Origin of the sequence: Pseudomonas syringae, assembly GCF_001698815.1 — a bacterium.
Taxonomy (GTDB): Bacteria; Pseudomonadota; Gammaproteobacteria; order Pseudomonadales; family Pseudomonadaceae; genus Aquipseudomonas; species Aquipseudomonas syringae_A.
In genome coordinates this window covers 284,414-311,048 of sequence record NZ_LGSI01000074.1, presented here as the reverse complement: position 1 = coordinate 311,048, position 26,635 = coordinate 284,414, and the positions used below count along the sequence as shown (strand labels likewise).

Sequence of the window (26,635 nt, the reverse complement as noted above, 5' to 3'; positions counted from 1 at the left end):
GCAGCCGCTTTGGCCGCAGCATCAGCAGCCGCTTTGGCCGCAGCGTCAGCAGCCGCTTTGGCCGCAGCATCAGCAGCCGCTTTGGCCGCAGCGTCAGCAGCCGCTTTGGCCGCAGCATCGGCAGCGGCTTGGGCAGCGGCTTGGGCAGCAGCCTGCGCAGCGGCCTCGGCGGCGGCTTGGGCAGCGGCCTGAGCAGCGGCTTGCGCGGCCGCTTCAGCCGCAGCAATCTCGGCAGGCGTTGGGCCAGGTGGCGTGGGTGGCGGCGTGATGACTGTGCCATTAACACCGCTGATGGTCAGCGTGCCGCCCGCGGTGGGCACCCCTTCCTGATAAACCTGCCCGGTACCCGTGGCCAGACCAGCACTGTTGTCGTTAGCCGTCAGGGTAATGTCTCCCGCAAAACGAATCAGGGAATTGACGTAGATGTTATTGCCCGCCTGCGCCGTCAGGCTCACCCCACTGTTGGTATTTTCGAAGCCGGTATAGAACGTGATGTTGTTGCTTGCCTGTAGCACCACGTTGCTGGTGGCGTTTTTCAGTAGGTCGGAATCAATTTCAGTGGATTCGTCAGGGTCGTTGGCAAAGGCTGATACATCGCTCAGGGTCTTGGAGGTGCCCGCCGCCGGCGTGTTTACCGTAATGTCCTTCGGGTCGAGCAACCAGGTACCGCTTTGGCCGTTCGCAGCACGGGTATCGACCCGTGCGCCGGTCACGTCGAGCACATTGGCTGACGTCTCGACAAAGCCGCCATCACCGGAAGAAGCACCGCCACGGGCTGATATCGCACCGTAAACCCGCGCCGTCTGCGAACCCCAGACGATCACCCTGCCCCCCTTGCCACTGGTCAGCGCGTCAGCCGAGATCTGCGCATCCTTGCTGACATAGGCTTGCCGGGCGTTCTGCACCGCAGGATTCTTGCCTTGATAGTCGCCGCCGACCAACACCGTCCCGCCGCCTAACTTGCCGCTGGCATCGACTCGCGCGTCGGCCATCAAGCCTACCTGTTCGCCGAGCACCTTGATCTCTCCGCCCTGACCTGCGCCGGTGGCAGTGGTGGTGCTGCCGGCTTCCAGCAAGGTCGTGCGGCTGGCCTTCAAGACAATCCTGCCGTTCTCGCCGACGGTGGCACTGTTGGCATTGACCGTGCCGCGCTGGTTCACGAGCGCGCCGTAAATGCCGACCGTACCGCCCTGGGCAATGATGCTGCCCAGGTTCAGGGCCTGGTCATCGGTGGCCGATACCACCACATGCATGCCGGGATTACTGGAGTCGACCAGCTGCACCGAATGCCCCGCCGCCAGCATTGTTTCGCCCTGCGGTGTATTGATGATGCCGGTATTGGTCACATCCGGCGCGATCAGGTAGACCTGGCCGCCGGAGGGCGTGGTGATTGCCCCTTGGTTGGAAACTGCGCCGGCAAACCCATCCGCGGCGAAACGATTATTGCCAGAGAGGAAGTCACTGTTGGACATCGCCAGGCTCGACGCCACCAGGCCAGCCACGTTGATCTGCGAGTTGGCGCCAAACATGATGCCGTTAGGGTTGATCAAAAACACCCGGCCATTGGACTGCAGGGTTCCCAGTATCACGCTGGGGTCCTGACCGGTAATACGGTTGAGCACGCTGCTGTTGCCACTCTGCTGCAGGAACCTCACCATTTCACCCTGGGCGACAGAAAAGCTCGACCAGTTGATGATCGCATTGGGGCTGTTGGTGATCGTCAGCTGGTTACCCTGTTGCGCGAAGCTGACCTGGCCGTTGACGACGACAGGATTGAGCGGGGCCGCCATGCCGTTGCCGGCGGCAACCAGGCACGCGCCAATAAAGGTGATTTTTATTTTCATGACATCCTCAAAACGACAGGCTCAGGCGGGCGTGCAGGCGATTGTCACCGCGCTCGGTCTCACTGGCCTCGGCGTGCAGCACGTGACCGTAGTCGACCTGTAGGTTCAGATTGCGGCGATACGCCACCCGCACGCCTAGCCCCGTACTGCTCAAGACGACATGAGTGAATTCGCCGGGCAAAGCGTGGTTACGCGTCAGGTACGCATTGTCGTAGAAAGCCAGCGCACGACATTGCCAACTGCCGCCGCAGATCGGTGGGGTGTAAGCCTCAAGGTTGCTGCTGATGCCGGAGTCATTGGACACCTCTCGCTCACGAAAACCGCGCACAGACATGGCCCCGCCTGCGCCAAACTGCTCGCCCGGGATCAGCGCATCGTTGCTGTACTGCCCGTTCAGGACACCCCGCAACTGCCAGTCAGCCGGCAGTGCCTGGGTGATGTTGGCCGCCAGACGCAATGCGCTGTAGTCGTCTCGGGCGTCGGTACGTGCCAGATCGAAATCGCTCTGCCGTCCGCGGGAACCACCGGCCAGGTTACGCACCAGGGTGACGGCGAAATTGGCATCGCCATCCAGACGCACCCAGGTGCCCTGGTAACCCAGGCTGAGGGGATGCACGGTGATGTCGTTTCCGAGCTGGACATCTTCGGCTTCAAGGTTGTTTTTGTAGGCCTTGTAGTCGATGCCATACACGATCTTGGACTGGTAGTTACCGTCCGTGGCCAGGTTATGGTTATAGCGCCCGCCAAAGATCGTGCCTTTGCCGCTGACCGCGAGATCAAAAATACCGGCGGTGACCAGACCGTTGTCCACGTCCGAGTAGCTGGTGAAGAAGTCCAGAGAATCGCCCAGTTCATATAAAGGCAGGTGATAGCCAAGCCCATAGACGCTGACTCGCTCGGGCTTCTCGAGCGTGGTGGTGTATTGCAGGCTCATGACCTGATCGCGACCGAACAGGTTCGCGTTCTGAAGGACCGCCCCCATATAGGTCTTGCCGGTTTCCTCGGTGCCGCTGTTGTCCATGTTCAGCAATGCGCTCCACGGCGACTCGTCCGTGATTTGCAGCTCGGCATCAACGGCGGCTTGTGCATCACTGTCTTTGAGCTTCATCACGGTCTGTTTGGCGGGGTTCTCGTTCGCCAGCTTCAGGCTTTTGGAAATCGCCGTCAGGTCAGGCGTCTGGCCCTCCTTGAGGCCCGGCAAGGCATAGCGGACATTGTCGTTGCTGAAATGCTGGTTGCCCGCGATCCTGACCTGGCCAATGCGAGCTTCCACGACCTGAAAGACCACCACCCCACCGTTCAACTCCTGCTCGGGAAGGTCTACACGTACCAGTTGATAACCACGCCGGTGATAGGCGGCTTCCAACGCCTCCTGGGCCTTGACCACATCGCCAAAATCACGCTGGCCACCCACGAAGGCCGCCACACTTTGATCAAGCTCGTGAGCCTGCAACAGTGTATTGCCGCGCACGTCGAACTTATTGATATCGAAACGGGGGGAAGCGGACGCAACTTCATCGGCAGCGGCAATATTGGCGCATGCGACCAGTGAAGCAGGCACCAGAAACAGCAACGAGCGGTAGGTCATTGTTTGGCCCTTGGGCAGCAGTTAGATACGCAAATACGCACTGCATGCCGAGCCTGCAGGGGGTTTTATCCTGCACAGTCTAGCCGGTGTAGTATCAAACTGGAATCACCCGAATACTGTGCCGACGATTGGCATTTCGAGGCCTCTGCGAAGATTGCACCTGCAAACACCTCAGGGAACAGGCTGGTTGCCAGCATGGCTCCAAATCGCCATGCTCCCTGCTTTTGAACAAGCACAGGTTCACGCAGAGGATCCGCTGCGAGTGCAAGTGCAAGTGCAAATGCAAGTACAAGTACAAGTACAAGTATAAGTGCAACTACACCTCGACCTGGAATGCCCCCCGATAGCTTCGGCCACTGAGAATCCGGTCATTCCTGCCTCCCTGGCCCGCCCCTCTCCCGCCCCGTTTCTGCCCCCCGGCGAAACCGTGGTGCTGTTCGATGGCGTCTGCAACCTGTGCAACGGCTGGGCGAAATTCCTGATCATCCATGACCGTCATCAGCGCGTACGGCTGGCGACGGTACAGTCGCCCGAAGGGCAGGCGTTGCTTGCCTGGGCAGGGTTGCCCGTGGATCCGTTCGACACCATGGCGGTGATCCGGGACGACCATTACTGGGTGCGCTCGGAAGCATTTTTTGAGATGTTCGCGCAATTGCCGGCTGGGTGGCCCGGCGTTGCGACTACTGCGTATTTTTTTCCGCGATGGCTGCGAGATTGGATGTACGACCGAGTTGCGCTCAACCGCTATCGCCTGCTTGGCAAGCATGAGGTTTGCATGATGCCGACCCCGGACCACCAGCGACGTTTTCTCAAGGCAAGGTCATGAATCGTCTGCGTCAGATCCACTGGCTGGGGCGCGGCAGCCTTGCGTTCATGTTTGCTTACCACGAGCTGGTGCCCAAGCTGATCGACATGAGCCCCGGTGAACGAGTGCTCCTGCAGGCCCATGGCCTGGAGCAGGCTGCCTGGTTATCACAAGCTGCCGGGGTGGCTGAACTGATTTTGGCGGCCGTGTTACTCCTCGCCCCAGGCCTGCAATGGCCGCTGATGCTTGCGGCGGCTGTATTGCTGGGCTAACTGGTAGATGCGTTCAACCCGGTCACACTGAATGTGGCCGAGATGGCGTTGTGTGCGATCGCATGGACCACTCAGCCAGGCAAAGACATAACACCCACCTGAAGGGAAGGACATGAAGGACCTGCTCAGTCCTACCCCCTGATCATTCTTGACGTTCAGGACGCTATCGACCGTCCGTGCTGGGATGGCAAGAGTAACCCTGGGTGTCTGGCAGCCATCCAGCGCCTGCTCCGTCACTGGCGGTCAAATGGCTGGCCCGTCATTCACGTCAAGCACGATGAACAGACGCAGATACTCGGCAACGAATTGCTTTAGGCAAGCAGCGCTTCGACATTAGTTTTTGTCGTCAAATGCACGTCGGTAGAGTGGTTCTTCTCAGCACCACTCTCGTACAGCGATGCCATTACAGCGCGATCACACAACGAAACGACCAACCAACTGATTCAGATTGATAGCTAACGTTGACATTTCCCCACATGCACTCGCGGTTTGTGCTGCCCCGGCCGAACTTTGTGTGGCAAGCCCTCGAATACTTACAAGATTGCGATCAACTTCACGAGCCACATGCGCCTGCTCTTCAGAGGCTGTGGCGATCAGGAGATTGCGCTCGTTGATCAGTGTAATAGCTTGCGCGATTTGATCTAAAGATGTGCTTGCCTCCTGAGCTACATCCAAAGACTTATTGGCCAGCTCTGTGCTTGTGCTCATTGCGGAGACTGCTTTTTCTGAATCAATCTGGATAACGGCGATCATCTGCTCTATTTCTTGGGTTGACTGCTGCGTTCGATGAGCCAGCGCCCTGACTTCATCGGCAACGACAGCAAAACCACGTCCTTGTTCGCCGGCGCGCGCGGCCTCAATCGCAGCATTCAATGCCAAAAGGTTAGTTTGATCCGCGATGGCTCGAATAACATCCACCACCTTGCTGATGCCCTGAGCTTTATCGGACAAGAGCTTAATCTGTTCACCGGTATCGGTGACATTACCGCTAAGCTGTTGAATGGAACTCAGCGTTAGGGCTACACGCTCCAACCCGGACGTGGTGAAGCCTCGACCCTTCTGTGACTCTTCGGACGCAGACTCTGCGTTTCGGGCAACCTCGTCAACTGCAGCGCTCATTTCGGTAACTGCCGTGGCCGCTTGATTAACTTCATCATTTTGTGAAATCAAACCCCTGCTGGACTCTTCCGTAACCGCTGTCATTTCCTCAGCAGCAGAGGCCAATTGTGCTGCAGAATCGGCAATTTTCATGATCGTATTTCGAAGATTCTCCTGCATCTTCGCGAGCGCTTTTAAAAGGCGGCCAGCCTCATCTGTTCCATTGATTGAGACTTCCGTTGAAAGATCGCTACCCGCAATCCGTTCTGCTACAGACAAAGCATAATTGATCGGAGACGTTATACTTCTCGTTAGAAGCGTTGCAAAAACCAGCGTCAGAATCACAGTGCCTGCGATGATTGCTATCACTAACCAAAGCCCTGTCGAATAAGTGCTGGTTGCATACTTACCCGCAAGTACCGCCCCTTTATTATTAAAGTCCGCGAGATCCAAAGTTTGCCCCTCAAGCGTGTCCCCCAGTGGCCTGAGAGTGGTTTTGACTAGGCGTTTTATTGAATCGACATCGCCAGCGGAAATCATTGATTCGACTAGATCCACCTGGCCAGAGTAAGCATCAGCACCCGCTCTCACTTTTAAGTAGAGTGCGCGCTCTTGATCACTCGCGACAAATTCTTCATATTTTTTAACCGCACCTGTAAACCCTTTTTTAGACTCCGCAAATTTTAAAGATAAACCTTTGATAGATTCCGGATCATTTAACACTCTTAGAATCTCCAATTGAAGTTTCATTCTCCCTGCATCGATGAGCGCTGTTTGGCGAATGCTTTGCATCCAGTTCGTTTCAACATCTTTTTCGGAATCCAGCAGCTTGCCCATTTGTATAACAGCAATTACTCCAAGAACAAAAACAAGGACAACAATAAATGCAAAAAATATAGAGGCTCGCAGAGCTATATTTATATTTCTAAGTTTCATAAATCTTCCTTTTTTAGAGATTAGGCACGATCCACGACTATCGACTGAAGATTAGAAATGTTGAGAGGGGCCACGGGCACTAGTTTCGAGTACTCGAATGACTCGCATTCAAATAACTGGCAACTCATCCATTCGCATGTTTTTTTCACCAAAATCTATAAACCAAGATCCAAAACAAGTGTTTTAATCTCTATTTCTTACGTAAATCCTATTCTCGTGGTTACAGCTAGCAGCTAGCATTTCGTCGGAAAAATACTTCGCCTCTCGCGGTTGCACTGCATCAGTCTTGAACGTACTTGCCTATCAAGCTGGAAATTACCATTCCCCCCCACACGGCATTGCCCTGGCACCAGCATCCAGTACCCAACACTGCCTACGTGGTATCAGGAGAGTTGACGGTGGAAGATAGACTGTCCGGGAAGTCTCTCAAGGTGAGCGCGGGGCAGGCCTTTGCGGAGTCGGTGAACGCCAGTCATCGCGGGGTGACAGGTGATAAAGAGGCTGTCGTGATCGTCACGTACTCAGGCGTCGAGGAGATCCCCCTATCCATTCCCGACAAGGGAGAAAAGGCTGAATTCGAACACATCAAATAAAACCGTACCTTGGATAGATAAACTTGCCAGGGCTGAAGCAGTACCCTGCCCCACCGACACTGGGTACACATGTGACCGCAGAAAAGGTATTAGGTGGCACTCTGAATGGCCAACGACACGCACGGCGAACGATCCTCAGAGTGTGCGTTGCTCACCCGGCGATCGCCAATCACATAGTTAAATAAAAGGCCCGCGAGGAGAGCGGTGATCACCTCTCCTCGTGGCTCCATGCAGTACCTGAATTACTCCAGTTTTCTTTCTCGGCCTTCACGCAGCAGCTCACGTTGCAGGTTGAGCTTGGATGGGGCCAGTCGATCGTTATCGGGGTGGCCGGTGCGGCTCAGGAATTTTACACACGGCCCTTCCAACTCGTCACGGGTCGCACCTGGAAAGGCTCCGCCTTTGGTGGCGTGAAAGGCCGTACACAGTTGCCAAAAATGGTCGAGGACGCGATGAAGGGCGAGATTGAGATGGCGCCGTTTGTGACGCACACCATGCCGTTGGAACGCATCAACGAAGCATTCGACCTGATGTACGGGCGTATCGAGAACAAGGATCACGCGTTCTACGGTTTGGATTTCGTACACACCGAGCTGTCGCCCCCAGACAGGGTGGTCTGCTCCAGGGTTTGCCGCTTTCGTTTCGTCGATTATCAAAACGGGGACGCCCCCGCAAGACATGAAAGCCATCCGCAGACGTCTGCGTTCAATCGGCCTTGAACCCTAGGACTGCCTGTCCCCTGACTTGATGGATGTACTGGCCACGCAAGTCGCCAAGTTGAAAGGCATTGCACAGCCGCAGTAAGACTTGAAAGCGTAACCCACCGTAAGGCGTCGTCAATCACTCAAACCTTGACGACGCCTGCACGGTTTGACCGACACTAGTGCGCGAACTTGTTCTTTTTAAAGGCACGCAACATTGCATCCGTTGCCACTATCGCGTCATAGACCAGCTCGGGCGTTACCGTAAACGGCATATTGTGAATCGTGTCATTTTTATCACAGGCCACCTCAGCCACTTTGCGCCATTCCTCCTCCTTGAAGGTCTTCAACCCCAGATCCTCAAGCGTCAATGGCAAGCCGACTGCAATCGCGATATCCACGACCTCTTCTATTTCCTCCATAGAAGCAGCCTCCATCACCAATTGCGTGAACAAGCCGAATACCACCTTTTCACCATGCTGTGCGCCATGGAGATCATGCACGGTGGTCATTCCGTTATGAATCGCATGCGCCGCCGCACAACCACCCGACTCGGCTCCCACCGCAGACATATAAATAGTCGCTTCAATGGTATTTTCCAGCGCAGACGTAATGACTTTGTTCTCAACGGCATAAGCCGCCTGCGCCGAGTATTTCTTGATGGTTTCGTAGCACGTTTGGGCAATCGCAAAACCAATCAATGTCGGCTTCAGCATTTTCCCGTCATTGCCCAGGATCAAGTTGTCGCGTTGCGCGGCAAAACAGGCTCTGGCCTCAAAGTATGTGGCCAGGCCATCCCCCACACCTGCCGCAAAAAATCGCGGTGGCTGTTCTGCCAGAACCCGGGTATCCGCCAACACTACGTCAGGATTTTTCGATAAGAACAAGTAGCGATTAAACGTATCGTCGTCATTGTAAATGACTGAAATCGCCGTACAGGGCGCATCTGTCGAGGCGAGCGTGGGCAGTATCAATACCGGTTTGCCCAAGAAATGCGCGGCCGCCTTGGCCGTATCCAACGTCTTTCCGCCGCCGATACCGACGATGTAGTCAAAATCACGAGCAGCCTGAACGTGCTTATTGATTTCCCTATCAGAACATTGCCCGCCAAACACGACCAGTTCAGCCCCCTGTTCTTTCGTGAAGCCCGGCAACGCTTTTTCATGGACCCGGTTAACAATGAACTGATCACAAATCAAATACGCATTGGCCCCATAAGGTTTGCCATGCAGGGATAAATCCATTAATGCGTCGGCCTGCAGCAGGAATTTAGCTGGCGATGCAATGCCCTTTGTAATATTCATCTCATCTACCCTCACGCTGTACTTGTGCGCGTTAAGCGCTTAGTTAAATACCATCCCACCATCAATAATCACGGCCTGGCCGGTCATGTAGTCCGAGTCAGGACCGGACAGGAATGACACACAGGCCGCTACATCTTCCGGCTGGGAAAGTCGCTTCAACGTAATGTGCTGGGCAAACTGCTCCATCCCCCACTCCACACTTTGATTGGCGTTGTCCGCCACATCCTGGGCCACTTTGCGCATCATCGGCGTGTTGACGATGCCGGGGCAGTAGGCGTTCACGGTAATGCCCAGGTGGGCCAACTCGCGGGCCGCTGTCTGGGTGATGCCACGCACGGCAAACTTAGTCCCGCCATACACCGCCAGGTCCGGATTGCCGATGTGCCCGGCCTGAGACGAGGCACTGATGATTTTCCCGCCATGGCCCAGGGTCTTGAAGGCGTCCACGGCGGCCTGAATGCCCCATAGAACGCCACCGACGTTGATATCGAAGGTTCTGCGGTACATCTCGGGCGTGATCGCTTCAATCGGGGCAATCGGCGCAATGCCGGCGTTGTTGATGACCACGTGCAGATCGCCAAGGCCGTCCACCGCTTCCTTTACGGCCTTGAAGACATTGTCGCGATCGGCCACGTCCACGCTGATGGCCAGGGCTTTGCCGCCGGCTTTGTTGATACGTTCAGCCACCTGGCGGGCGGTTTCGATATTCATGTCCGCGCAGGCCACGGCAAACCCATCTGCCGCCAACCGCACGGCAATGGCTTCACCGATCCCTTGACCGGCGCCGGTGACAAACGCAACTTTTCCCAAGGACTTGCTCATTTTTGTGTTCCTTCTCAATCGTGATGGGGATATTGGCTAGCGACTACTGACGGTTCGGGTGCATGCAACGGCTTAAAAGCTCGCCTGCAGTTTCAGGCCGGCGACCCAGGCGTTATCGACTTCATACACACCGCCGGGATTACGCACGTACTGCACGTTCGGGCGTACGGTCAGCCAGTCGGTGACATGCACGCCGTAGTTGAGCTCGATGTTGTATTCGCTGTGCTGCACAGGGACATAGAGCGGGTCGTCGTAGTCGGTGATGCCCGTGCTGCCATTGATCAGGCGCTGGCGCTTGGTGACGTCGTCGTTGACCTTCAGGCGGGCAACACCCAGGCCGATGTCATCCTTGGGACGCGCATCGAACGGGCCTTTGTAGACCGCGCCGATGTTCTGGAAGCTCTCGATGCCGCTCGTGGCCTTGTCATGCACGGTCAGGCTGGCAAACACACTCAAACCCCGTGACGCATCGCCGTGGTGAGTGGTGAGTTGCTGCTGGCCCATGATCCACGCACCGTGTTTGCTGCTGCGGGATTTGGGCGCCTGGCCGGTCAGCGCTTGCGCGGCACCGTTGACATCGTCGTACACGTCATTGGCGGCGGCGCTGCTGTGGTAGTAGCCCAAGCGGTATTCACCGGGCAACGCTTGCTGGCCCACCGTTGGCTTCCAGATCACTTCGACCGGCACCAAGGCGCCTTTTGTCCCACTGCCGCTGAGTTTGAAACCGTTGCCGGTGCTCAGGTACGACGGGTTCTGCTCATACGCCCCGACCTGCACCGCCCACTGTTCATTAAGGTTGTAGCGAACGCGCAAACCCCATTGGCTGACGGGGCCGCTGTACCAGACATCACCCGCCACGTTGCCGATGGGCGCACTGCAGAACGACAGGCTCTGGAAGTCGCACGGAAAGCTGGCGAAGTCTTCATTGACCCCCAAACGGCCCAGCTTGAGATCCAGGGCGCTGTCGAAAAATTTCTGGCGATACCACATCTGGGTCAGGCGCCAGGTCTGTCCCCTGCCCCACACTTCCTGCACCGAGCTGAGCTGCGGCGCGCGCGGGTCGGAGATGCGTTCGTTGGAGAGGTTATTGCCATTGCGCTCCGTCACCAGCAGTTGGAACTCGGCGTCGTTCCAGCCCAGCAACTTTTGCAGGTCCAGGTGAGTGCCGAGTGCCCATTGCGCGGTGTAGCGCGCGGTACGGTCATGGTTGTAGCCGCCGTGAACGTTGGTGGCCCCTTCGCCGACGTAACCAACGATCACGTCAACGCCCTGTTCCAGCAGCTCACTGCGTACCCCACCCCAATCGCCGGTCCCCCACTGCGCGGAAGGGTCAGCGGCGGATGCGGGTACAGCGATGCACGACAGGAGCCCTAGCCCCAGCGGTTTCCAAGTGATGTTCATGTCGATTTTTCCTATTGTTTTTATGTTTTACGACACAGCGTGAAGCGGGCCGCGGGGCAAGACCCGCGCGGCCATCAAGCAAGAAGCGGACAGCGATGGCTCGGCTCAGATGCCGGCCAGGCAGAGGTATTTGATCTCCAGGTAATCCTCGAGGCCGTACTTGGAACCCTCACGACCGACACCCGAGGCCTTGACCCCACCGAACGGCGCGGCCTCGGAGCTGATGATTCCGGTGTTGACCCCTACGATGCCGTACTCCAGCGCCTCGCCCACCCGAAACACGCGACTCAGGTTGGCGGTATAGAAATAAGCCGCCAGGCCGAACTCGGTGTCGTTGGCTTTTTTGATGACTTCGGCGTCATCAAAAAAGCGGAACACCGGCGCCAGCGGGCCGAAAGTTTCTTCCTTGGCGACCCGTGCGTTATCGGGCACGTTCACCAGGATGGTGGGCTCGAAGAAGTTTTCACCCTGGGCATGCGCGCCGCCGCCCTGGACAACCTTGGCGCCCTTGGCCAGCGCATCCTCGATATGCTCGCGCACCTTGGCCACGGCCTTGCCGTCGATCAGCGGGCCAAGGGTGACGCCGTCGGTAAAGCCATCGCCCACCTTCAGGGCAGCGACCGCCGACGCCAGTTTGTCGACGAACGCGTCATACACCTTGTCATGCACGTACAGGCGGTTGGCACACACGCAGGTTTGCCCGGCGTTACGGAATTTGGAGGCCAGCGCGCCGTCCACGGCGGCATCGAGATCGGCATCCTCGAAGACGATAAACGGCGCGTTGCCGCCCAGCTCCAGGGAGACCTTTTTGATGTCGTGGGCGCATTTCTCCATGATCTGGCGGCCGATCTCAGTGGACCCGGTAAAGGAAATCTTGCGCACCACCGGGTTGCCGGTCAGCTCTTCGGCAATCTCCGCTGCGGCGCCGGTGACCACCGACAGCACGCCCTTGGGAATGCCCGCCAGCTCGGCCAAGTAGACCAAAGCCAAGGCCGAGAAAGGCGTCTGCGAGGCCGGCTTGATCACCATGGTGCAGCCAGCGGCCAGGGCCGGGCCGGCTTTACGGGTGATCATCGCGCTGGGGAAGTTCCACGGCGTAATGGCGGCGCACACGCCCACCGGTTGCTTGATCACCAACAGGCGCTTGTCGGTCGCGCCGGGGATCAGATCGCCGTAGACGCGCTTGGCCTCCTCCGCGTACCACTCGATGTAGGACGCACCAAACACAATCTCGCCCAACGCTTCCGGCAACGGTTTACCCTGCTCCAGGGTCATGATGTGGGCCAGGTCGTGCTGGTGTTCGATGATCAGCTCGTACCAGCGCCGCAAGGCATTGGCGCGGGCCTTGGCGCTGAGCTCACGCCAGGCAGGCAGCGCACGCTCGGCGGCTTCGATGGCCCGGCGGGTTTCCGCTTGCCCCATGCGCGGCACCTGGCCGATGGTCACACCGGTCGACGGGTTGACCACGGTGATCGTGGCCTCGTTGTCGGCAGCCAGCCACACGCCGTCGATAAAGGCTTGATGGCGCAAGAGCTGGGGGTTGTTCAACTTCATTGCTGGTTCTCCGTTACACGACGCGGTTGCGCGCCTTCGACACTCACGGCCTTGAACTTGAAGCCCCGGTAGTCGTCGTGCTTGACCGCCGCCAGCTGTTCGCTGAACGCGCCCAGGCCACCCATGTAGAAGTACACCTTGTTGCTTTTGCCCGGGATGTTCGCGCCGAAGATCCACGAGTCGGTCTTGGCGAACAGCGTCTGGTCGGCGATGTCCTGGCAGATCACACCCCATTCCTGCTCGCTTTGCGCAGAGGGCTCCACGCAGGCCAACTCGTTCTGCTCCATGAAACCAATCAGGTCGGACACCCACTCCACTTCGGTTTCAATGGTCGGTGGAAGGTTGGTAAACGGACCGTTAGGGCCCAGGATCATGAACATATTGGGGAATTTGGCGGTGGCGACCGACAGGTAGCTCGATGGGCCGTCAGCCCAGTGATCCTTCATCGAGACGTTGTCGCGCCCGCGAATGTCGATGCGCTTGTAATTGCCGTCCACGGCATCGAAACCGGTGGCGAACACCAGTACATCCAGTTCGTGCTCGACCCCGTCCGCCGTGCGAATGCCCTTGGCGGTGATTTCTTCAATCGGGTTGGCCTTGACGTCCACCAGCGACACATTGGGGCGATTGAAGGTGGCGTAGTAGCCGCTGTCGCACAGCGGACGCTTGGCGTAGAGGTCGCGCGGCATCAACTTGCGTGCGGTTTCCGGGTCTTTGACGATTTCAGCGATTTTCTCGCGGACGAAGTTCTGGGCCTCGATGTTGGCTTCTTCGCTGGTGGCGATATCGTTGAAGGTCTGGAACATGTAGCGGAAACCGCCGCCACCCTCCCATGCGCGCTGGAAGATGGCTTTGCGTTCGGCGGCGTCCACACTCATAGTGGGGATGTCGCTCTCCGGGAAGCCGAACGCCAGCCGCGAGGAACGCACTTCTTGCCAGATGGCATCGTAGTTGCGCTTGATGTCGTCGACGTATTCGCGGCTGACCGGGCCGTTGCCCACCGGCACGGTGTATTGGGCGGAACGCTGGAACACCGTGAGGTGGCCGACAGTCGGCGCAATCGCGGTGATGACTTGGCAGCCCGTAGACCCGGTGCCAATCACGCCCACCCGCTTGCCTTCGAGCACGGCATCGGCCGGCCAGTTGGCGGTGTGGTACATGTGCCCCTTGAATTGGTCCAGGCCGTTGATCTTCGGCACGTTCGTCGCCGACAGCAGGCCCAGCGCCGTCACCAGGTACTTGGCGCTGTATTGATGGCCGTCGTCGGCGGTGACCAGCCAGCAGCTGCTGTGCTCGTCGAACACCGCAGCGGTGATGCCGGTTTCCAGTTGGATATCACGGCGCAGGTCATGGCGATCGACCGCGTGGTTGAGGTAGGACAGAATCTGCGGTTGGGTCAGGTAACGCGTGGTGATGTCCCACTCCTGGCACAGCTCGCGATCCCAGGAGAAGCAGTACACGAACGATTCACTGTCGGATAACGCACCAGGGTAGCGGTTCCAGAACCAGGTGCCGCCGATCCCGCCGGCCTTGTCGAAGGCGCGCACCTTCAAACCCAGCTCATCGCGCAGCTTCTTGAGCATATAGATGCCACCGAAACCTGCGCCAATCACGATGGCGTCGTAGTGGATGATATCGGTGCCAACGGAACGTTTGGCCAGAACTGTAGTTGTCATTGTGTTCTCCTGTTTCGATCAGTGCGCCCGCAGACTTGAACAAAGCTGCAGACAAGCCGTACCCGTTCCCCTGAATCAAGGTTTCAGGGGACGTAAACTCGATAAGTAAGCGGGGTTCAACTAAAGCGAGAAGCCGCCATCAACGGCGATCGCCTGCCCGGTCACGTGGGGCGCGCAGGCGAGGTAAACCGCAAGTTGGCCCATGTCTTCCACGGTTTGCGCTTCGCCTTGGGGCAGCAGGCTGGACTGGTGCCGTTCCCAGGACTGCACTTCGGTTTCGCCAGGCTGGGCCCAGCGTGCGGAAAGCCCTTCGTCACCTCGCCACATGCCGGTGCCGACCACACCCGGGCAAAGGGCGTTGACAGTGATGCCCTCGCGGGCAACTTCCTTGGCAAAGGCGTTGGTAAATCCAATCACTGCAAACTTGGAGGCACTGTAGTGGGACAGGTCCGGGAAACCGACTTTGCCGGCAATCGAAGCGAGGTTGATAATGCGGCCGAAGTTGTGCTCGCGCATCAGCTTGAGTTCCGCCTGGCAGCACAGGAATACCCCGCGCGCGTTGATGTTCATGATGCGGTCCCACTCGCTGACCGCCAGCTCGTCAACGCGCCCAAGGCTGACTACACCTGCGTTGTTGACCGCAACGTCGAGACGGCCGAATTGCGCCCTGACCTGTTCGATCAGGCTAGCAACGCTCTCGGGTTTGCTGACGTCAACTTGCAAGGCCACTGCCCGACGACCCAAGGCGCGCACCAGGGCGGCAGCCTCTTCGGCGATGCCCAAGTCATAATCAGCAAGCACCAGGTCTGCGCCTGCCTGGGCCAGGCTCAGCGCAATGCCCTGGCCAATACCACGACCGGCACCAGTCACTAGGGCGACCTTGCCATTCAGGGAGAAATTCACAGCGTTGAATTCGCTCATGTAGAGCCTCTGTCATTATTGTTGTTGAGATGCGACCGTTCGACGCGGCCTGCTGAGACTGACAGAGCAAGTCGGATGCCAATACCGTAATACTTGGCTGTAAAGGCCGGAATAGAGGGATCGGCAGCCTAATTACCGTACCCCGCTCAATGCCTCCGCAAGACATAACCGCTCGTGCCTCCCTCGGGACGATGCGAATAGTGAGCGGTTATGTCTCACCGACACCCGCTGACGGATTCAGCTTGAAGGGATCGGCCAAGCCGCCTTTAATGGCCATCAACAGAAAAATAAGATCCAACCTTCGGAGGTACCATGTCCTCTGGTTTTTCGAAGACTCATGTGGAACACGTGAGTCGCGTATTGCGCACTGCCCAAAATGCACCGACCCTGCCGGTGCCCAATGCCATCCTCGATTCCTGGCGACGCTCGGTACAGCACTACAAGCTCGACCCGGGTTCATTACAGGGCCCGAGGGTTCTTGAGGCCCACCAAATCAATGAACACCGCCAGCGTGTCGACGATTTCCTGCACCTGGCAGGTGATGAAATGTCACGGCTGCACAGCCGAGTACGAGACGCCGATTACTGTGTGATGCTCACCGATACGCTGGGCTGTACCGTCGACTACCGGATCGAGTCGGCCCTGCGCGGCGAGTACCGCCGCTCCGGCATGGACGTCGGCACCTGCTGGTCGGAAAAGGAAGAAGGTACGACAGCTGTCAGCGCTGTGTTAATCGACAAACTGCCAGTCACCGTGCACAAGCTGGATCATTTCCGTGCAGCGTTCATCGGCAACACCTGCTCTGCGGCGCCGATATTTTCACCCAGCGGAGAGATCCTGGCGGTATTGGACGTCTCGTCGGTTCGTGCTCCGGATGACCGGCGCAGCCAGCATTTGATTCGGCAAATGGTCATTCAAAGCGCCACTGACCTCGAAAATGCCTACTTCATGTACAGCACCCAAGATCTGTGGGTGTTACGTGCTCACCCCCTGCCAGGTTATGTCGACAGCCAGCCTCAATGCCTGTTCGCCTGGGACCGTGATGGTCGGATTGAAGCGCTCAACCCCGCCGCGCGGCGCCTGCTGTTGCAGCGCTGTGGCCGGATCCCCGCGCACATCGACGAAGCCTTCGCCTCAGCGCAGCTGCCCGCCGCCGGGGATGACAGCATCCACTATTTGCCCTCGATGGGGTTGCATGTGCGCCTCAAGGTACCTCGCCGGCCCATCAGCGCCCCCGTGGTCAGCCATCTGGCGTCAGCGCTCGACCCCAAGGTTGCGCAGGCGTTGGAGCTGGCGGTACGGGTCAAGGATCGTGGCCTGCCAGTGTTGATCCATGGTGAGACCGGTGCTGGCAAGGAACACTTTGCGTTGCAACTACATGCTGCCAGCAAGCGCCGTGACAAGCCCTTTGTTGCGGTGAACTGCGCGGCGATTCCCGAGAGCCTGATCGAGAGTGAACTGTTCGGTTATGCCGCTGGTGCCTTTACCGGCGCCTCAACCAAAGGCATGCGTGGCTTGTTGCAACAAGCCGATGGCGGCACCTTGTTTCTCGATGAAATCGGCGACATGCCTTTAACATTGCAAACCCGTCTACTGCGGGTACTCAGCGAAGGTGAAGTGGCCCCCTTGGGCGGTGCGCGCCCCCAGTCCATCGATATTCAGGTTATCTGCGCCAGCCACCGCGATATCGCCACGCTGGTAGAAACCGGCAGCTTTCGTGAAGACCTGTTTTTCCGCCTCAGCGGCGCACGCTTCGATATACCGCCGCTACGCGAGCGCAAAGACAAACTGGCGTTGATCAACAAACTGTTGGGCGACGAATGCCAGCGCTCAGGCGAACGCCTTGAACTGAGCGAAGCTGCACTGGAAATGCTCTTGAATTACAGCTGGCCCGGCAACATGCGGCAACTGCACCACGTACTGCGTTACGCGTGCGCCGTGTGTAAAGGCCAAGTGATCGGGGTGGATGATCTGCCGGTGACGCTCGGCGCGAGCGCGCCGGTAAAGGGCCAGGAGACCGTCAGCGGCAGCCCGGAGCGCCAGACTTTGATCGACACGCTTGTGCGCAATCGATGGAAACCCCTTTTGGCCGCCCAAGAACTGGGGATCTCCCGTGCAACGCTGTACCGCAAGGTCAACTTGCACGGCATCAAAATGCCAGGCAAGGGTTCGTACAACTGAGCCTGCGGCAGGCGCGCTCTTCGCTCGCCTGCCGACTGGTTGTTACAGAGCCTGTTGCAGCGCCGGTACGGCTTCGAACAAGTCCGCCACCAGGCCGTAATCAGCCACCTGGAAGATTGGTGCTTCTTCGTCCTTGTTGATCGCCACGATCACCTTGGAGTCTTTCATACCGGCCAAATGCTGGATCGCGCCGGAGATACCGACGGCGATGTACAGCTGTGGCGCAACGATTTTGCCGGTCTGGCCGACCTGCATGTCGTTGGGCACGAAACCGGCATCGACGGCCGCGCGGGAAGCGCCGACCGCAGCGCCCAGCTTGTCGGCCAGGCCGTACAGGTGCTTGAAGTTGTCACCGTTCTGCATGCCACGCCCGCCCGAAACGACGATCTTGGCAGCGGTCAGCTCAGGACGATCCGACTTGGCCAGCTCTTCGCCAACAAAGCTGGAAATGCCAGCGTCGTGGGCAGCGGACACGGCTTCAACAGCAGCCGAACCACCTTCGGCTGCAACCGGATCGAAACCGGTGGCACGCACGGTGATGACCTTGACCGCAGCGGTCGATTGCACGGTGGCAATGGCGTTACCGGCGTAGATCGGGCGCTTGAAGGTGTCGGCGCTTTCGACCGAGATGATCTCGGAGATCTGGTCAACGTCCAGTTGCGCGGCAACGCGCGGCAGGATGTTTTTGCCGTTGGAGGTGGCGGCGGCCAGGATGTGGCTGTAGCCGGCGCCCAGCTCTGCAATCAGAGACGCTACGTTTTCCGGCAGTTGGTGAGCGTAAGCGGCGTTGTCGGCCAGCAGTGCTTTGCTCACGCCGGCGATTTTCGCAGCAGCTTCAGCTACGGCGCCAGCGCCAAGGCCGGCTACCAGTACGTGGATGTCGCCACCGATTTTCGCAGCGGCAGCCACTGTGTTCAGGGTGGCCGGGGCCAGTACCTTGTTGTCGTGCTCAGCGATTACCAAGACAGTCATACTCAGGCTCTCCAATTCAAAGCACCTTCGCTTCGTTTTTCAGTTTGTCGACCAGTTCAGCCACCGACTTGACCTTGATGCCCGCGCTGCGTGCAGCCGGCGCTTCGACTTTCACGGTCTTGTTGGTAGAGGCGGTGGAAACGCCCAAAGCGTCCGCAGTCACTACTTCGAGAGGCTTCTTCTTGGCTTTCATGATGTTTGGCAGGGACGCGTAGCGCGGCTCGTTCAAACGCAGATCGGTGGTGATGATGGCCGGCAGTTTCAGCGAAACCGTCTGCGCGCCGCCGTCGACTTCGCGGGTCACGGCAACACTGTCGCCGCTCACTTCGACTTTCGAGGCGAAGGTGCCCTGGCCGTAACCGGTCAGTGCAGCCAGCATCTGGCCAGTCTGGTTGTTGTCGCTGTCGATGGCCTGTTTGCCGAGGATCACCAGCGATGGCTGTTCCTTGTCGACCACGGCTTTGAGCAACTTGGCAACGGCCAGGGAGGTCAGTTCTTCAGCCGACTCAACCAGGATGGCGCGATCAGCGCCCAGTGCCAGGGCGGTACGCAACTGCTCTTGAGCAGTGGTCGGGCCGATGGAAACCACGACGATTTCAGTCGCCAGACCTGTTTCTTTTAAACGAACAGCCTCTTCCACGGCGATTTCGCAGAAGGGATTCATCGACATCTTGACGTTAGCGAGGTCGACGCCGGACTGGTCCGCTTTGACCCGAACCTTGACGTTGTAGTCGACCACCCGCTTGATGGCTACGAGGACTTTCATGGAGCACTCCATTACAAAAAAAATGACTCAACCCGACAGCGAAGTGCCGGAAAAAGCAGATCAGCGCTCGCCCAGTTGCTCAATGACACCGCTGGCCTTCAACTGCGCCAGACGCTCGTCATCCAACCCCAACCGACGCTTGAGCACTTCATCCGTATGCTCACCGAGCATCGGCGCCGGGCGCAGGTATTCCACCGGCGTGCCGGACAGTTTGATCGGGCTGCCGACGGTGACAAAGTCCGGCTTCAGCGGATGGGGAATCGTCACCAGCATATTGCGCGCCTTGACCTGAGGCTCATCCAGCGCCTGGGCGATGCTGTTGATCGCGCCGATCGGCACACCCCGGGGATGCACGCGACCAATCCACTCCTCAGCACGCCCCTGAAGGAAGTGCGCCGACAGAATCTCGATAATCGCCTCGCGATTGGCCACGCGCTCGGCGTTACGCGTGAAGCGCGGGTCTTCGGGCAGGTGCGCCAGGCCGATGGCCTCACACAGTGCGACGAATTGCGAGTCGTTGCCGCAGGCGATAATGAAGTCCTGGTCGCTGGCGCGGAACACCTGGTACGGCACGATGTTGGCGTGGGCGTTGCCGTAACGGCCGGGGGCCTTGCCCGAGGCCAGGTAGTTCTGGCTCTGGTTGCACAAGGTGGCAACCTGCACATCCAGCAGCGCCATGTCGATGTGCTGGCCCTGGCCGGTCTTTTCGCGGCTGAGCAATGCCGCCTGGATCGCGACCGTCGAATAAAGCCCGGTCATCAAATCGGAAAACGCCACGCCGACCTTTTGCGGCCCGCCGCCGGGCAGGTCATCGCGCTCGCCGGTGATGCTCATCAGCCCGCCGATGCCCTGCACGATAAAGTCGTAGCCCGGTTCCGCCGCACGCGGCCCGGTCTGCCCGAAGCCGGTGACCGAGCAGTACACCAGGCGCGGATTCAGTTGCGCCAGCGAGGCGTAATCCAAGCCGTACTTGGCCAGGGAACCGGCCTTGTAGTTTTCGATCAGCACATCGCAATCGGTCGCCAACGCCCGCACCAGCTCCTGCCCTTCCGGGCTGGCCAGGTTCAGGGCCACCGATAACTTGCCGCGATTGGTCGACTGATAATAAGAGGCTTCCGAGGTGCGCTCATCGTTCTGGCCTTTCATCCACGGCGGGCCCCAGCCACGGGTGTCGTCGCCCACGCCCGGCCGTTCGACCTTGATCACTTCGGCGCCCAGGTCGGCCAGGGTTTGCCCGCACCAGGGGCCGGCAAGCACGCGGCTCAAGTCGAGCACGCGGTATCCAGTCAAAGCACCCATGTCATTTCACCTTTGCTGGAGCGCGTTTACACACGCTCGATAACCATCGCCAGCCCTTGGCCGACACCGATGCACAGACTGACCACCGCATAGCGTTTGCCACTCTCTTGCAACGCCCGCGCGGTGCTCAGCGCCAAGCGCGCACCCGAGGCGCCCAAGGGATGACCGAGCGCAATCGCGCCGCCGTTGGGGTTGACCCGCGGGTCGTCCAACGCCAGGCCCAGCCCCTTGAGACAGCCCAGTACCTGGCTGGCGAACGCTTCGTTGATTTCGATGATATCCATGTCGGCCAGCGTCAGCCCGGCACGGGCCAGGGCTGTGTTGATCGCCTCCACCGGGCCGACGCCCATGATGCGCGGCGCGACACCCGCCGCGGCACTCGACAGGATGCGCGCCATGGGCACCAACCCGTGACGCTCACCGGCGGCGACGGTGCCTATCAGCAGCGCGGCAGCGCCATCGTTGACCCCGGAGGCATTGCCGGCGGTGACGATACCGCCTTCGTGCAAGGGACGCAGGCGCGTCAGCGCGGCCAGGTCGGATTGCGGACGCGGATGTTCGTCCTGCTCCACGAGGTTGGGCGGCGTCTTGCGGCCGGTGGGCACACTGACAGCGAGGATTTCGTCGTTGAAGAAACCGCGCTGGCGTGCGGCTTCGTAAAGAGCCTGGGAGCGTGCGGCGAACCCATCGGCCTGCGTGCGCTCGATGCCGTACTCCTGGGCCACGTTGTCGCCGGTCTGCGGCATGCTGTCGTTACCGAATTCGGCGACGACCCTCGGGTTGGGAAAGCGTGCGCCGATGGTGCTGTCGTACATCGTAAAATCGCGGCTGTAGGCGCTCTCGGCCTTGGCCATGACGAACGGCGCGCGCGACATGCTCTCCACCCCGCCGGCCACGAACAGTTCGCCTTCCTTACAGGTGACGGCGCGGGCGGCATCGATCACCGCGGCCAGTCCACTGGCACACAACCGATTGATCGTCTGCCCCGGCACCGTCACCGGCAAACCGGCGAGCAGTGCGGCATGGCGCGCGATGTTGCGGCTGTCTTCGCCGGCCTGGTTGGTATTGCCTAGGATCACGTCTTCGATGGCGTCGCCGGGGATGGCATAGCGCGCCAGTAGTTCGCGGATCACATGGGAGGCTAGGTCATCAGGGCGCACGGGCGCCAGAGCGCCGCCGTGGCGACCAAAAGGTGTGCGCAACCCCGCAAAAATATAAGCGTCGAGCATGGCAGTTTCCTAAGTGTTAAGGGTTCAGGGTCGGTTCGGGGTGGCACAACGACAGGCCCAGCGTCGCGCGACGGCGCAACCAGGGACCGGGACGGTAGCGTGGGTCGCCGGTCAGTTCCGTCATGCGTTCCAGGATGGTCAGCAGGCGTCGGGCGCCGACGCTGTCGCCCCAGGCCAATGGCCCCTTCGGGTAGCCGAGCCCCCGGCGCACGCCTTCGTCCAGGTCTTCGACGCTGGCGATGCGCTGTTGCACGATATCCCCCGCCAGGTTGACGATCATCGCCAGCACCCGCTGGGCGACGAAGCCGACGCTGTCGTTGATCACGCTGACGCCCACGCCATCGCTGGCCAGCAGCGCGTGTGCGGCTTTGCGCATGTCGACGCGGGTGACCGGTGTCAGCATCAGCGTGCGGTAGCGTGTGCAGTCGAGCAGCGGGTCGATGCAGACGGTGCGCGTCGGGTCCGTGGCAAAACGTTGCGCCGCGCTGGTCGCGTCCAACCCATAGGGCGCCAGCAGGCACAAGGCGGCATCCGAAGGTGCAGCGCCCTGCTCCACTTTCGCGCCCAGTCGCTCCAGCATCGCGCTGAGGCTGGCGCGGTCGGTGTCGCTCTCAGTGCCCAGCCACACCGGCGGCAAAGTCTCAACCACCGGCACGGCCTGGGCTTGGGGCGCATCAATCATCTGGCCGTTGGCATAGCGATAGAAGCCGCGCCCGACCTTGCGTCCGACATAGCCGGCTTCCAGCATCTGGCGGGTCAGCGCGGCCGGTCGGTAACGCGGTTCCTGGTAGAACTGGTTGTAGATGGACTCGATCACCGGATGCGAAACGTCCAGCGCCGTGAGGTCGAACAACTCCAGCGGCCCCATGCGGAACCCCAGGCCTTCGCGCAGAATGCGATCCACTTCCGCCGGTTCCGTGACGCCTTCCTTGAGGATCTGCAGGGCTTCGGTGCTGTAGGCGCGCCCGGCGTGGTTGATGATGAAACCGGGGGTGTCCTTGGCCCGAATCCCACGGTGGCCCATGCGCCCGGCTAGTGCCTGCAAGGTATCGCCGACACGCGGGTCGCTGGCCAGGCCATCGATGACCTCCACCACTTTCATCAGCGGCACCGGGTTGAAGAAGTGAAAGCCGGCGACCCGTTGCGGGTGCTTGCACTCACGGGCGATGCTGGTCACCGACAGCGATGAGGTGTTGGTGGCCAGAATGCAGTCGTCGCGCACGACGGCTTCAAGTTGTGCAAGCAATGCCTGCTTGGCATCCAGGCGCTCGATGATGGCTTCGACCACCAGGTCAACGTCGCTGAGTTCAGTCAGCGCTGTCGCGACACGCAGGCGCTCAAGCGTTGCCTGGGCCTCGCTGCCGGCAATCTTGCCCTTGCTCACCAGCTTGTCCAGGGTCTGGCGCAGGGTTTCGCGGGCGGCCTCGGCGGCGCCTTCGCGGTTGTCGAACAGCACGACCTCGATGCCGGCCTGGGCGGCAATCTGGGCGATACCGGTGCCCATGATGCCGGCGCCGACCACCGCCATCCGTTTGATTTCATGTGTCATGGGTCATTCCCCCAGGAAGCTGGCTTTGCGTTTTTCCAGAAAGGCGCTGGCACCCTCTTTCTGATCCCGGGAGTCGAACAGCAACTGAAACGCCTTGCGCTCTAGCGCCAGGGCACTGTCCAGGGGCAGGTCGGCACCGAGCAGCATTACTTCCTTGATCTGCGCGACGGCCAGCGGCGGCAAGGCCGCGATTTCAGCGGCCAGTTCCAATGCGCGAGGCAATGTGCGCTCGTCGCTCACCACTTCGCTGACCATGCCCATGGCCAGCGCCTCGGGCGCCGGCACCAGGCAGCCGGTCAGGGCGATGCGCATGGCCTGGAACTTGCCGACGGCGCGGATCAGACGTTGCGTGCCCCCGGCGCCCGGCATCAGGCCGAGCTTGACCTCCGGTTGGCCGAAGCGCGCCGATTGCCCCGCGACAATGATGTCGCAGTGCATCGCCAGCTCGCAGCCGCCGCCGAGGGCAAACCCGTTCACTGCGGCGATCACCGGTTTGGGGCAACGGGCGATGGCGTCCCACAGGTACTCCGTGTGACGGCGATACATCTCGATCGGGCTGGCCTGGGCGAACTCGCGGATGTCGGCACCGGCGACGAAGCACTGCTCGCCCCCGGTGAGCACAATCGAGCGCACCCGCTCATCGACGGACAGTTGGCGAAAGCTCGCGGCCAGTTGTTCGCGCACGGCACTGTTAAGTGCGTTCTTGACCTCGGGCCGCTGGATGCGAACGACCGCGACGGCATCCTCGCGAATCTGCACCTGCACGACCGGTTCTGGTTGGGAGTTCATAGCGACCTCTTATTATTGTTTCGACAGGCGAAACTGAATACCGTAATTAGGCTTAATCATAGTGACGCTTACAAAACCCTGTAAACATAAAAAGCAAAAAAATGCTGAAAGCCAGACGTTACTGGGCTTGTGAGTACAACAACAAATCTGTTGGCTTTTTTACAAGCAACAAATACAATTTCGCCAGACGAAACTGTATTTTATTTTCTTGCATTTTTTTGAAGTGAGGTTCTACCATGGCTCGCATCAAGGCAGATCGGCAGGGTGCTGACACGACCAAAGGCGCGGATGAAATCGGGTTACTGAAGATGGGCATGCTCGACCCCGCCAGCGCACTGAGCGACGACGAAAACAGCGGCCAGTTTGTGACGGCATTGGCGCGTGGGCTGGAACTGATGAGGTGCTTCACCCCGCGCGACAACGTGCTGGGCAATCAGGACCTGGCACGCATGACCGGCCTGCCCAAACCGACCGTGACGCGGCTGACCAACACGCTGATGCGCCTGGGCTGCCTTAAACGCGAAGTGCATTCGGGCAAGTACCAGCTGGATGTCGGGGTGTTGGGTTTTGGCTACGCGATGCTGTCGAACCTCGCGATCCGCACGGTGGCCCATCCGTTGATGGAGGAACTGGCTAATCATGCCCAGGCGGCCGTGGCCATGGCGTCCCGCGATCGCCTGCAGATGGTGTACCTGGATGTGGTGCAGGGTCAGGGCAACATGACCATGCGCCGCCAGATCGGCAGTTACTTGCCGCTGGCACAGAGTTCGGTCGGCCGCGCGTGCCTGGCGGCAATGCCGGAAACCGAAAGGGAATTTTTGCTCGATCACATTCGCCAGCGCGAATCGGAGCAGTGGCCAACCATTCGCAAAGGGTTGGATCGGGCGTTCAGGGATTACGCCGATTACGGCTTCTGCCTGTCGATCGGTGAGTGGCATCGCGACGTCAACTCCCTGGCGGTGCCGCTGCTGCACCCGCAGTACGGGTTGCTGACGTTCAACTGCGGCGGGCCGAGCTTCCAGCTGCCCCGCGAACAGCTGATGGACGATATCGGGCCTCGCCTGATCAACATGGTTAACAACATTGGCGCCGCTGCTCGCTGACGCAACGGAGTAACGGCGCCCTGATAAACAACCGCTCGCCTGCGAGCGTTAGGAGCGCACATGATCCGTGATACCGAAACCCTGCAGATTCTGCTGGATTCACTTCGTCAGTTTGTCGGTGAAGTCCTGATCCCCCGTGAAAACGAGGTGGCCGACACCGACGCGATCCCCCAGGACATCGTCGAGCAGATGCAGGCGATGGGCCTGTTTGGCCTGACACTGCCGGAAGCGTTTGGCGGGCTCGGCGTCACCATGGAGGAAGAGGTGAATATCGCGTTCGAGCTGGGACGCACCTCCCCGGCGTTTCGCTCCTACATCGGCACCAACAACGGCATCGGCTCCATCGGCATTCTGCTGGACGGCACCGAAGAACAGAAACAGCACTACCTGCCCAAACTCGCCAGCGGCGAGTTGCTCAGTTCCTTCTGCCTGACCGAGCCCGATGCCGGGTCGGATGCCGCCTCGCTGAAAACCACCGCCGTGCGCGACGGCGACAGCTACATCCTCAATGGCACCAAGCGTTTCATCACCAACGCCCCGCACGCCGGCATCTACACGGTGATGGCGCGTACCAGCACTGAAATCAAAGGCGCGGGCGGTATCAGCGCGTTTATCGTCGAGCGCGGCACGCCGGGTGTGTCCCTGGGTAAACCCGATCACAAGATGGGCCACAAAGGCGCCCATACCTGTGACGTGATTTTCGAGAATGCCCGCGTGCCTGCCAGCCAACTGATCGGCGGCGTCGAAGGCGTGGGTTTCAAGACCGCGATGAAAGTCCTCGACAAGGGTCGCCTGCATATCGCCGCGCTGAGCGTCGGCGCGGCCGAACGTATGCTCGACGATGCCCTGCGCTATGCGCTGGAGCGCAAACAGTTCGGCAAGCCCATCGCCGAATTTCAACTGATCCAGGCGATGCTGGCCGACAGCAAGGCCGAAATCTACGCCAGCCGCTGCATGGTGCTGGACGCCGCACGAAAGCGCGACGACGGCCATAACGTCAGCACCGAAGCCTCGTGCGCCAAGATGTTCTCCACCGAAATGTGCGGCCGCGTCGCCGACCGCTGCGTACAGATCCATGGCGGCGCGGGCTATGTCAGCGAGTACGCGATTGAGCGCTTCTACCGGGATGTGCGCCTGTTCCGCATCTACGAAGGCACCACTCAGATCCAGCAGATCGTCATCGCACGAAACATGATCCGCGCCGCTCAAGGTTGAGGCGCACGCCCTTCCCT

At 59.7% G+C, this 26,635-nt stretch carries 21 protein-coding genes and 2 pseudogenes; 8 read left to right on the top strand and 15 right to left on the bottom strand.

Going from position 1 to position 26,635, the window contains the following annotated elements; translation table 11 throughout:
* Together AFK24_RS29605 and AFK24_RS29600 are read right to left on the bottom strand one after the other, a co-directional pair.
* Nucleotides 1–1,844, bottom strand: a 1,844-nt coding sequence (locus AFK24_RS29605; protein ID WP_080482377.1) for a filamentous hemagglutinin N-terminal domain-containing protein, incomplete at its 3' end; no start/stop codon positions are given.
* Between the two features lie 7 nt (nucleotides 1,845–1,851).
* Nucleotides 1,852–3,432: a ShlB/FhaC/HecB family hemolysin secretion/activation protein gene (locus AFK24_RS29600; RefSeq protein WP_065836620.1), complete on the bottom strand. Its 1,581-nt coding sequence runs from the start codon at nucleotides 3,430–3,432 to the stop codon at nucleotides 1,852–1,854.
* Between the two features lie 370 nt (nucleotides 3,433–3,802).
* Here AFK24_RS29600 and AFK24_RS29595 point away from each other — a divergent pair, with 370 nt between their 5' ends.
* Together AFK24_RS29595 and AFK24_RS29590 are read left to right on the top strand one after the other, a co-directional pair.
* Nucleotides 3,803–4,258: a thiol-disulfide oxidoreductase DCC family protein gene (locus tag AFK24_RS29595; RefSeq protein WP_065836634.1), complete on the top strand. Its 456-nt coding sequence runs from the start codon at nucleotides 3,803–3,805 to the stop codon at nucleotides 4,256–4,258.
* Nucleotides 4,255–4,509, top strand: coding sequence for a DoxX-like family protein (locus AFK24_RS29590; RefSeq protein WP_346424287.1), 255 nt, complete (start codon nucleotides 4,255–4,257; stop codon nucleotides 4,507–4,509). The genes AFK24_RS29595 and AFK24_RS29590 overlap by 4 nt, the downstream gene beginning before the upstream one ends.
* A 414-nt stretch (nucleotides 4,510–4,923) precedes the next feature.
* Here AFK24_RS29590 and AFK24_RS29585 read toward each other — a convergent pair whose 3' ends face one another.
* Complete coding sequence (locus AFK24_RS29585; RefSeq protein WP_065836619.1) at nucleotides 4,924–6,543, bottom strand: methyl-accepting chemotaxis protein; 1,620 nt, start codon at nucleotides 6,541–6,543, stop codon at nucleotides 4,924–4,926.
* A gap of 296 nt (nucleotides 6,544–6,839) precedes the next feature.
* On the opposite strand from AFK24_RS29585, the gene AFK24_RS29580 reads away from it, so the two are divergent.
* From AFK24_RS29580 to AFK24_RS30380, 3 genes and pseudogenes are all read left to right on the top strand, one after another.
* Complete coding sequence (locus AFK24_RS29580; RefSeq protein WP_080482376.1) at nucleotides 6,840–7,136, top strand: cupin domain-containing protein; 297 nt, start codon at nucleotides 6,840–6,842, stop codon at nucleotides 7,134–7,136.
* Between the two features lie 299 nt (nucleotides 7,137–7,435).
* Nucleotides 7,436–7,672: pseudogene (locus AFK24_RS31445) on the top strand (S-(hydroxymethyl)glutathione dehydrogenase); the annotation flags it as partial.
* A pseudogene (locus AFK24_RS30380) lies at nucleotides 7,667–7,940 on the top strand (S-(hydroxymethyl)glutathione synthase); the annotation flags it as partial. The pseudogenes AFK24_RS31445 and AFK24_RS30380, both read left to right, overlap by 6 nt.
* 76 nt (nucleotides 7,941–8,016) lie before the next feature.
* On the opposite strand, the gene AFK24_RS29570 reads toward AFK24_RS30380, so the two are convergent.
* The 6 genes from AFK24_RS29570 to AFK24_RS29545 all read right to left on the bottom strand — a co-directional run bounded on the left by AFK24_RS29570 (nucleotide 8,017) and on the right by AFK24_RS29545 (nucleotide 15,515).
* Nucleotides 8,017–9,141 (bottom strand): glycerol dehydrogenase, encoded by a 1,125-nt coding sequence (locus AFK24_RS29570; protein ID WP_065836617.1) that lies wholly within the window; start codon nucleotides 9,139–9,141, stop codon nucleotides 8,017–8,019.
* 39 nt (nucleotides 9,142–9,180) lie between these two features.
* Nucleotides 9,181–9,963, bottom strand: coding sequence for a (S)-acetoin forming diacetyl reductase (locus tag AFK24_RS29565; protein ID WP_058822700.1), 783 nt, complete (start codon nucleotides 9,961–9,963; stop codon nucleotides 9,181–9,183).
* A gap of 72 nt (nucleotides 9,964–10,035) precedes the next feature.
* On the bottom strand, nucleotides 10,036–11,364 hold the full coding sequence (locus AFK24_RS29560) for a carbohydrate porin (RefSeq protein WP_065836616.1): 1,329 nt from the start codon (nucleotides 11,362–11,364) through the stop codon (nucleotides 10,036–10,038).
* A gap of 105 nt (nucleotides 11,365–11,469) precedes the next feature.
* Nucleotides 11,470–12,918: an NADP-dependent succinate-semialdehyde dehydrogenase gene (gene gabD / locus AFK24_RS29555; protein WP_065836615.1), complete on the bottom strand. Its 1,449-nt coding sequence runs from the start codon at nucleotides 12,916–12,918 to the stop codon at nucleotides 11,470–11,472.
* Nucleotides 12,915–14,594 (bottom strand): flavin-containing monooxygenase, encoded by a 1,680-nt coding sequence (locus AFK24_RS29550; protein WP_065836614.1) that lies wholly within the window; start codon nucleotides 14,592–14,594, stop codon nucleotides 12,915–12,917. Before AFK24_RS29550 ends, gabD begins: the two co-directional genes overlap by 4 nt.
* Nucleotides 14,595–14,714: 120 nt before the next feature.
* Nucleotides 14,715–15,515, bottom strand: coding sequence for an SDR family NAD(P)-dependent oxidoreductase (locus AFK24_RS29545; protein ID WP_020294080.1), 801 nt, complete (start codon nucleotides 15,513–15,515; stop codon nucleotides 14,715–14,717).
* 312 nt (nucleotides 15,516–15,827) lie between these two features.
* Here AFK24_RS29545 and AFK24_RS29540 point away from each other — a divergent pair, with 312 nt between their 5' ends.
* Nucleotides 15,828–17,696: a sigma-54-dependent Fis family transcriptional regulator gene (locus AFK24_RS29540; protein WP_065836613.1), complete on the top strand. Its 1,869-nt coding sequence runs from the start codon at nucleotides 15,828–15,830 to the stop codon at nucleotides 17,694–17,696.
* 42 nt (nucleotides 17,697–17,738) lie between these two features.
* Here the strand turns inward: AFK24_RS29540 and AFK24_RS29535 are convergent, their stop codons facing one another.
* The 6 genes from AFK24_RS29535 to AFK24_RS29510 are packed head-to-tail and all read right to left on the bottom strand — an operon-like array spanning nucleotide 17,739 to nucleotide 24,300.
* Complete coding sequence (locus AFK24_RS29535; protein WP_065836612.1) at nucleotides 17,739–18,668, bottom strand: electron transfer flavoprotein subunit alpha/FixB family protein; 930 nt, start codon at nucleotides 18,666–18,668, stop codon at nucleotides 17,739–17,741.
* 16 nt (nucleotides 18,669–18,684) lie between these two features.
* Complete coding sequence (locus tag AFK24_RS29530; RefSeq protein WP_065836611.1) at nucleotides 18,685–19,434, bottom strand: electron transfer flavoprotein subunit beta/FixA family protein; 750 nt, start codon at nucleotides 19,432–19,434, stop codon at nucleotides 18,685–18,687.
* A gap of 60 nt (nucleotides 19,435–19,494) precedes the next feature.
* Nucleotides 19,495–20,733 (bottom strand): CaiB/BaiF CoA transferase family protein, encoded by a 1,239-nt coding sequence (locus AFK24_RS29525; protein WP_065836610.1) that lies wholly within the window; start codon nucleotides 20,731–20,733, stop codon nucleotides 19,495–19,497.
* Nucleotides 20,734–20,759: 26 nt separating this feature from the next.
* On the bottom strand, nucleotides 20,760–21,962 hold the full coding sequence (locus AFK24_RS29520) for a 3-oxoadipyl-CoA thiolase (protein WP_065836609.1): 1,203 nt from the start codon (nucleotides 21,960–21,962) through the stop codon (nucleotides 20,760–20,762).
* Nucleotides 21,963–21,978: 16 nt separating this feature from the next.
* The gene (locus AFK24_RS29515; RefSeq protein ID WP_065836608.1) at nucleotides 21,979–23,511 is read right to left on the bottom strand and encodes a 3-hydroxyacyl-CoA dehydrogenase; all 1,533 of its coding nucleotides are present in this window, start codon (nucleotides 23,509–23,511) and stop codon (nucleotides 21,979–21,981) included.
* Nucleotides 23,512–23,514: 3 nt separating this feature from the next.
* A complete protein-coding gene (locus AFK24_RS29510) occupies nucleotides 23,515–24,300 on the bottom strand; it encodes an enoyl-CoA hydratase (protein ID WP_065836607.1) in 786 nt (261 codons plus the stop codon).
* A 236-nt stretch (nucleotides 24,301–24,536) separates the two neighbouring features.
* On the opposite strand from AFK24_RS29510, the gene AFK24_RS29505 reads away from it, so the two are divergent.
* Together AFK24_RS29505 and AFK24_RS29500 are read left to right on the top strand one after the other, a co-directional pair.
* Nucleotides 24,537–25,403, top strand: coding sequence for an IclR family transcriptional regulator (locus AFK24_RS29505; RefSeq protein ID WP_065836606.1), 867 nt, complete (start codon nucleotides 24,537–24,539; stop codon nucleotides 25,401–25,403).
* A 60-nt stretch (nucleotides 25,404–25,463) separates the two neighbouring features.
* The gene (locus AFK24_RS29500) at nucleotides 25,464–26,618 is read left to right on the top strand and encodes an acyl-CoA dehydrogenase family protein (protein WP_065836605.1); all 1,155 of its coding nucleotides are present in this window, start codon (nucleotides 25,464–25,466) and stop codon (nucleotides 26,616–26,618) included.
* Nucleotides 26,619–26,635 lie beyond the last annotated feature (17 nt).

Excerpts from the sequence above, each read along its gene's own strand:
- AFK24_RS29600 (WP_065836620.1), bottom strand. The coding sequence starts at position 3,432 with ATGACCTACCGCTCGTTGCTGTTTCTGGTGCCTGCTTCACTGGTCGCA.
- AFK24_RS29590 (WP_346424287.1), top strand. The coding sequence starts at position 4,255 with ATGAATCGTCTGCGTCAGATCCACTGGCTGGGGCGCGGCAGCCTTGCG.
- AFK24_RS29585 (WP_065836619.1), bottom strand. The coding sequence starts at position 6,543 with ATGAAACTTAGAAATATAAATATAGCTCTGCGAGCCTCTATATTTTTT.
- AFK24_RS29570 (WP_065836617.1), bottom strand. The coding sequence starts at position 9,141 with ATGAATATTACAAAGGGCATTGCATCGCCAGCTAAATTCCTGCTGCAG.
- AFK24_RS29565 (WP_058822700.1), bottom strand. The coding sequence starts at position 9,963 with ATGAGCAAGTCCTTGGGAAAAGTTGCGTTTGTCACCGGCGCCGGTCAA.
- AFK24_RS29560 (WP_065836616.1), bottom strand. The coding sequence starts at position 11,364 with ATGAACATCACTTGGAAACCGCTGGGGCTAGGGCTCCTGTCGTGCATC.
- gabD (WP_065836615.1), bottom strand. The coding sequence starts at position 12,918 with ATGAAGTTGAACAACCCCCAGCTCTTGCGCCATCAAGCCTTTATCGAC.
- AFK24_RS29550 (WP_065836614.1), bottom strand. The coding sequence starts at position 14,594 with ATGACAACTACAGTTCTGGCCAAACGTTCCGTTGGCACCGATATCATC.
- AFK24_RS29545 (WP_020294080.1), bottom strand. The coding sequence starts at position 15,515 with ATGAGCGAATTCAACGCTGTGAATTTCTCCCTGAATGGCAAGGTCGCC.
- AFK24_RS29540 (WP_065836613.1), top strand. The coding sequence starts at position 15,828 with ATGTCCTCTGGTTTTTCGAAGACTCATGTGGAACACGTGAGTCGCGTA.
- AFK24_RS29535 (WP_065836612.1), bottom strand. The coding sequence starts at position 18,668 with ATGACTGTCTTGGTAATCGCTGAGCACGACAACAAGGTACTGGCCCCG.
- AFK24_RS29530 (WP_065836611.1), bottom strand. The coding sequence starts at position 19,434 with ATGAAAGTCCTCGTAGCCATCAAGCGGGTGGTCGACTACAACGTCAAG.
- AFK24_RS29525 (WP_065836610.1), bottom strand. The coding sequence starts at position 20,733 with ATGGGTGCTTTGACTGGATACCGCGTGCTCGACTTGAGCCGCGTGCTT.
- AFK24_RS29520 (WP_065836609.1), bottom strand. The coding sequence starts at position 21,962 with ATGCTCGACGCTTATATTTTTGCGGGGTTGCGCACACCTTTTGGTCGC.
- AFK24_RS29515 (WP_065836608.1), bottom strand. The coding sequence starts at position 23,511 with ATGACACATGAAATCAAACGGATGGCGGTGGTCGGCGCCGGCATCATG.
- AFK24_RS29510 (WP_065836607.1), bottom strand. The coding sequence starts at position 24,300 with ATGAACTCCCAACCAGAACCGGTCGTGCAGGTGCAGATTCGCGAGGAT.
- AFK24_RS29505 (WP_065836606.1), top strand. The coding sequence starts at position 24,537 with ATGGCTCGCATCAAGGCAGATCGGCAGGGTGCTGACACGACCAAAGGC.
- AFK24_RS29500 (WP_065836605.1), top strand. The coding sequence starts at position 25,464 with ATGATCCGTGATACCGAAACCCTGCAGATTCTGCTGGATTCACTTCGT.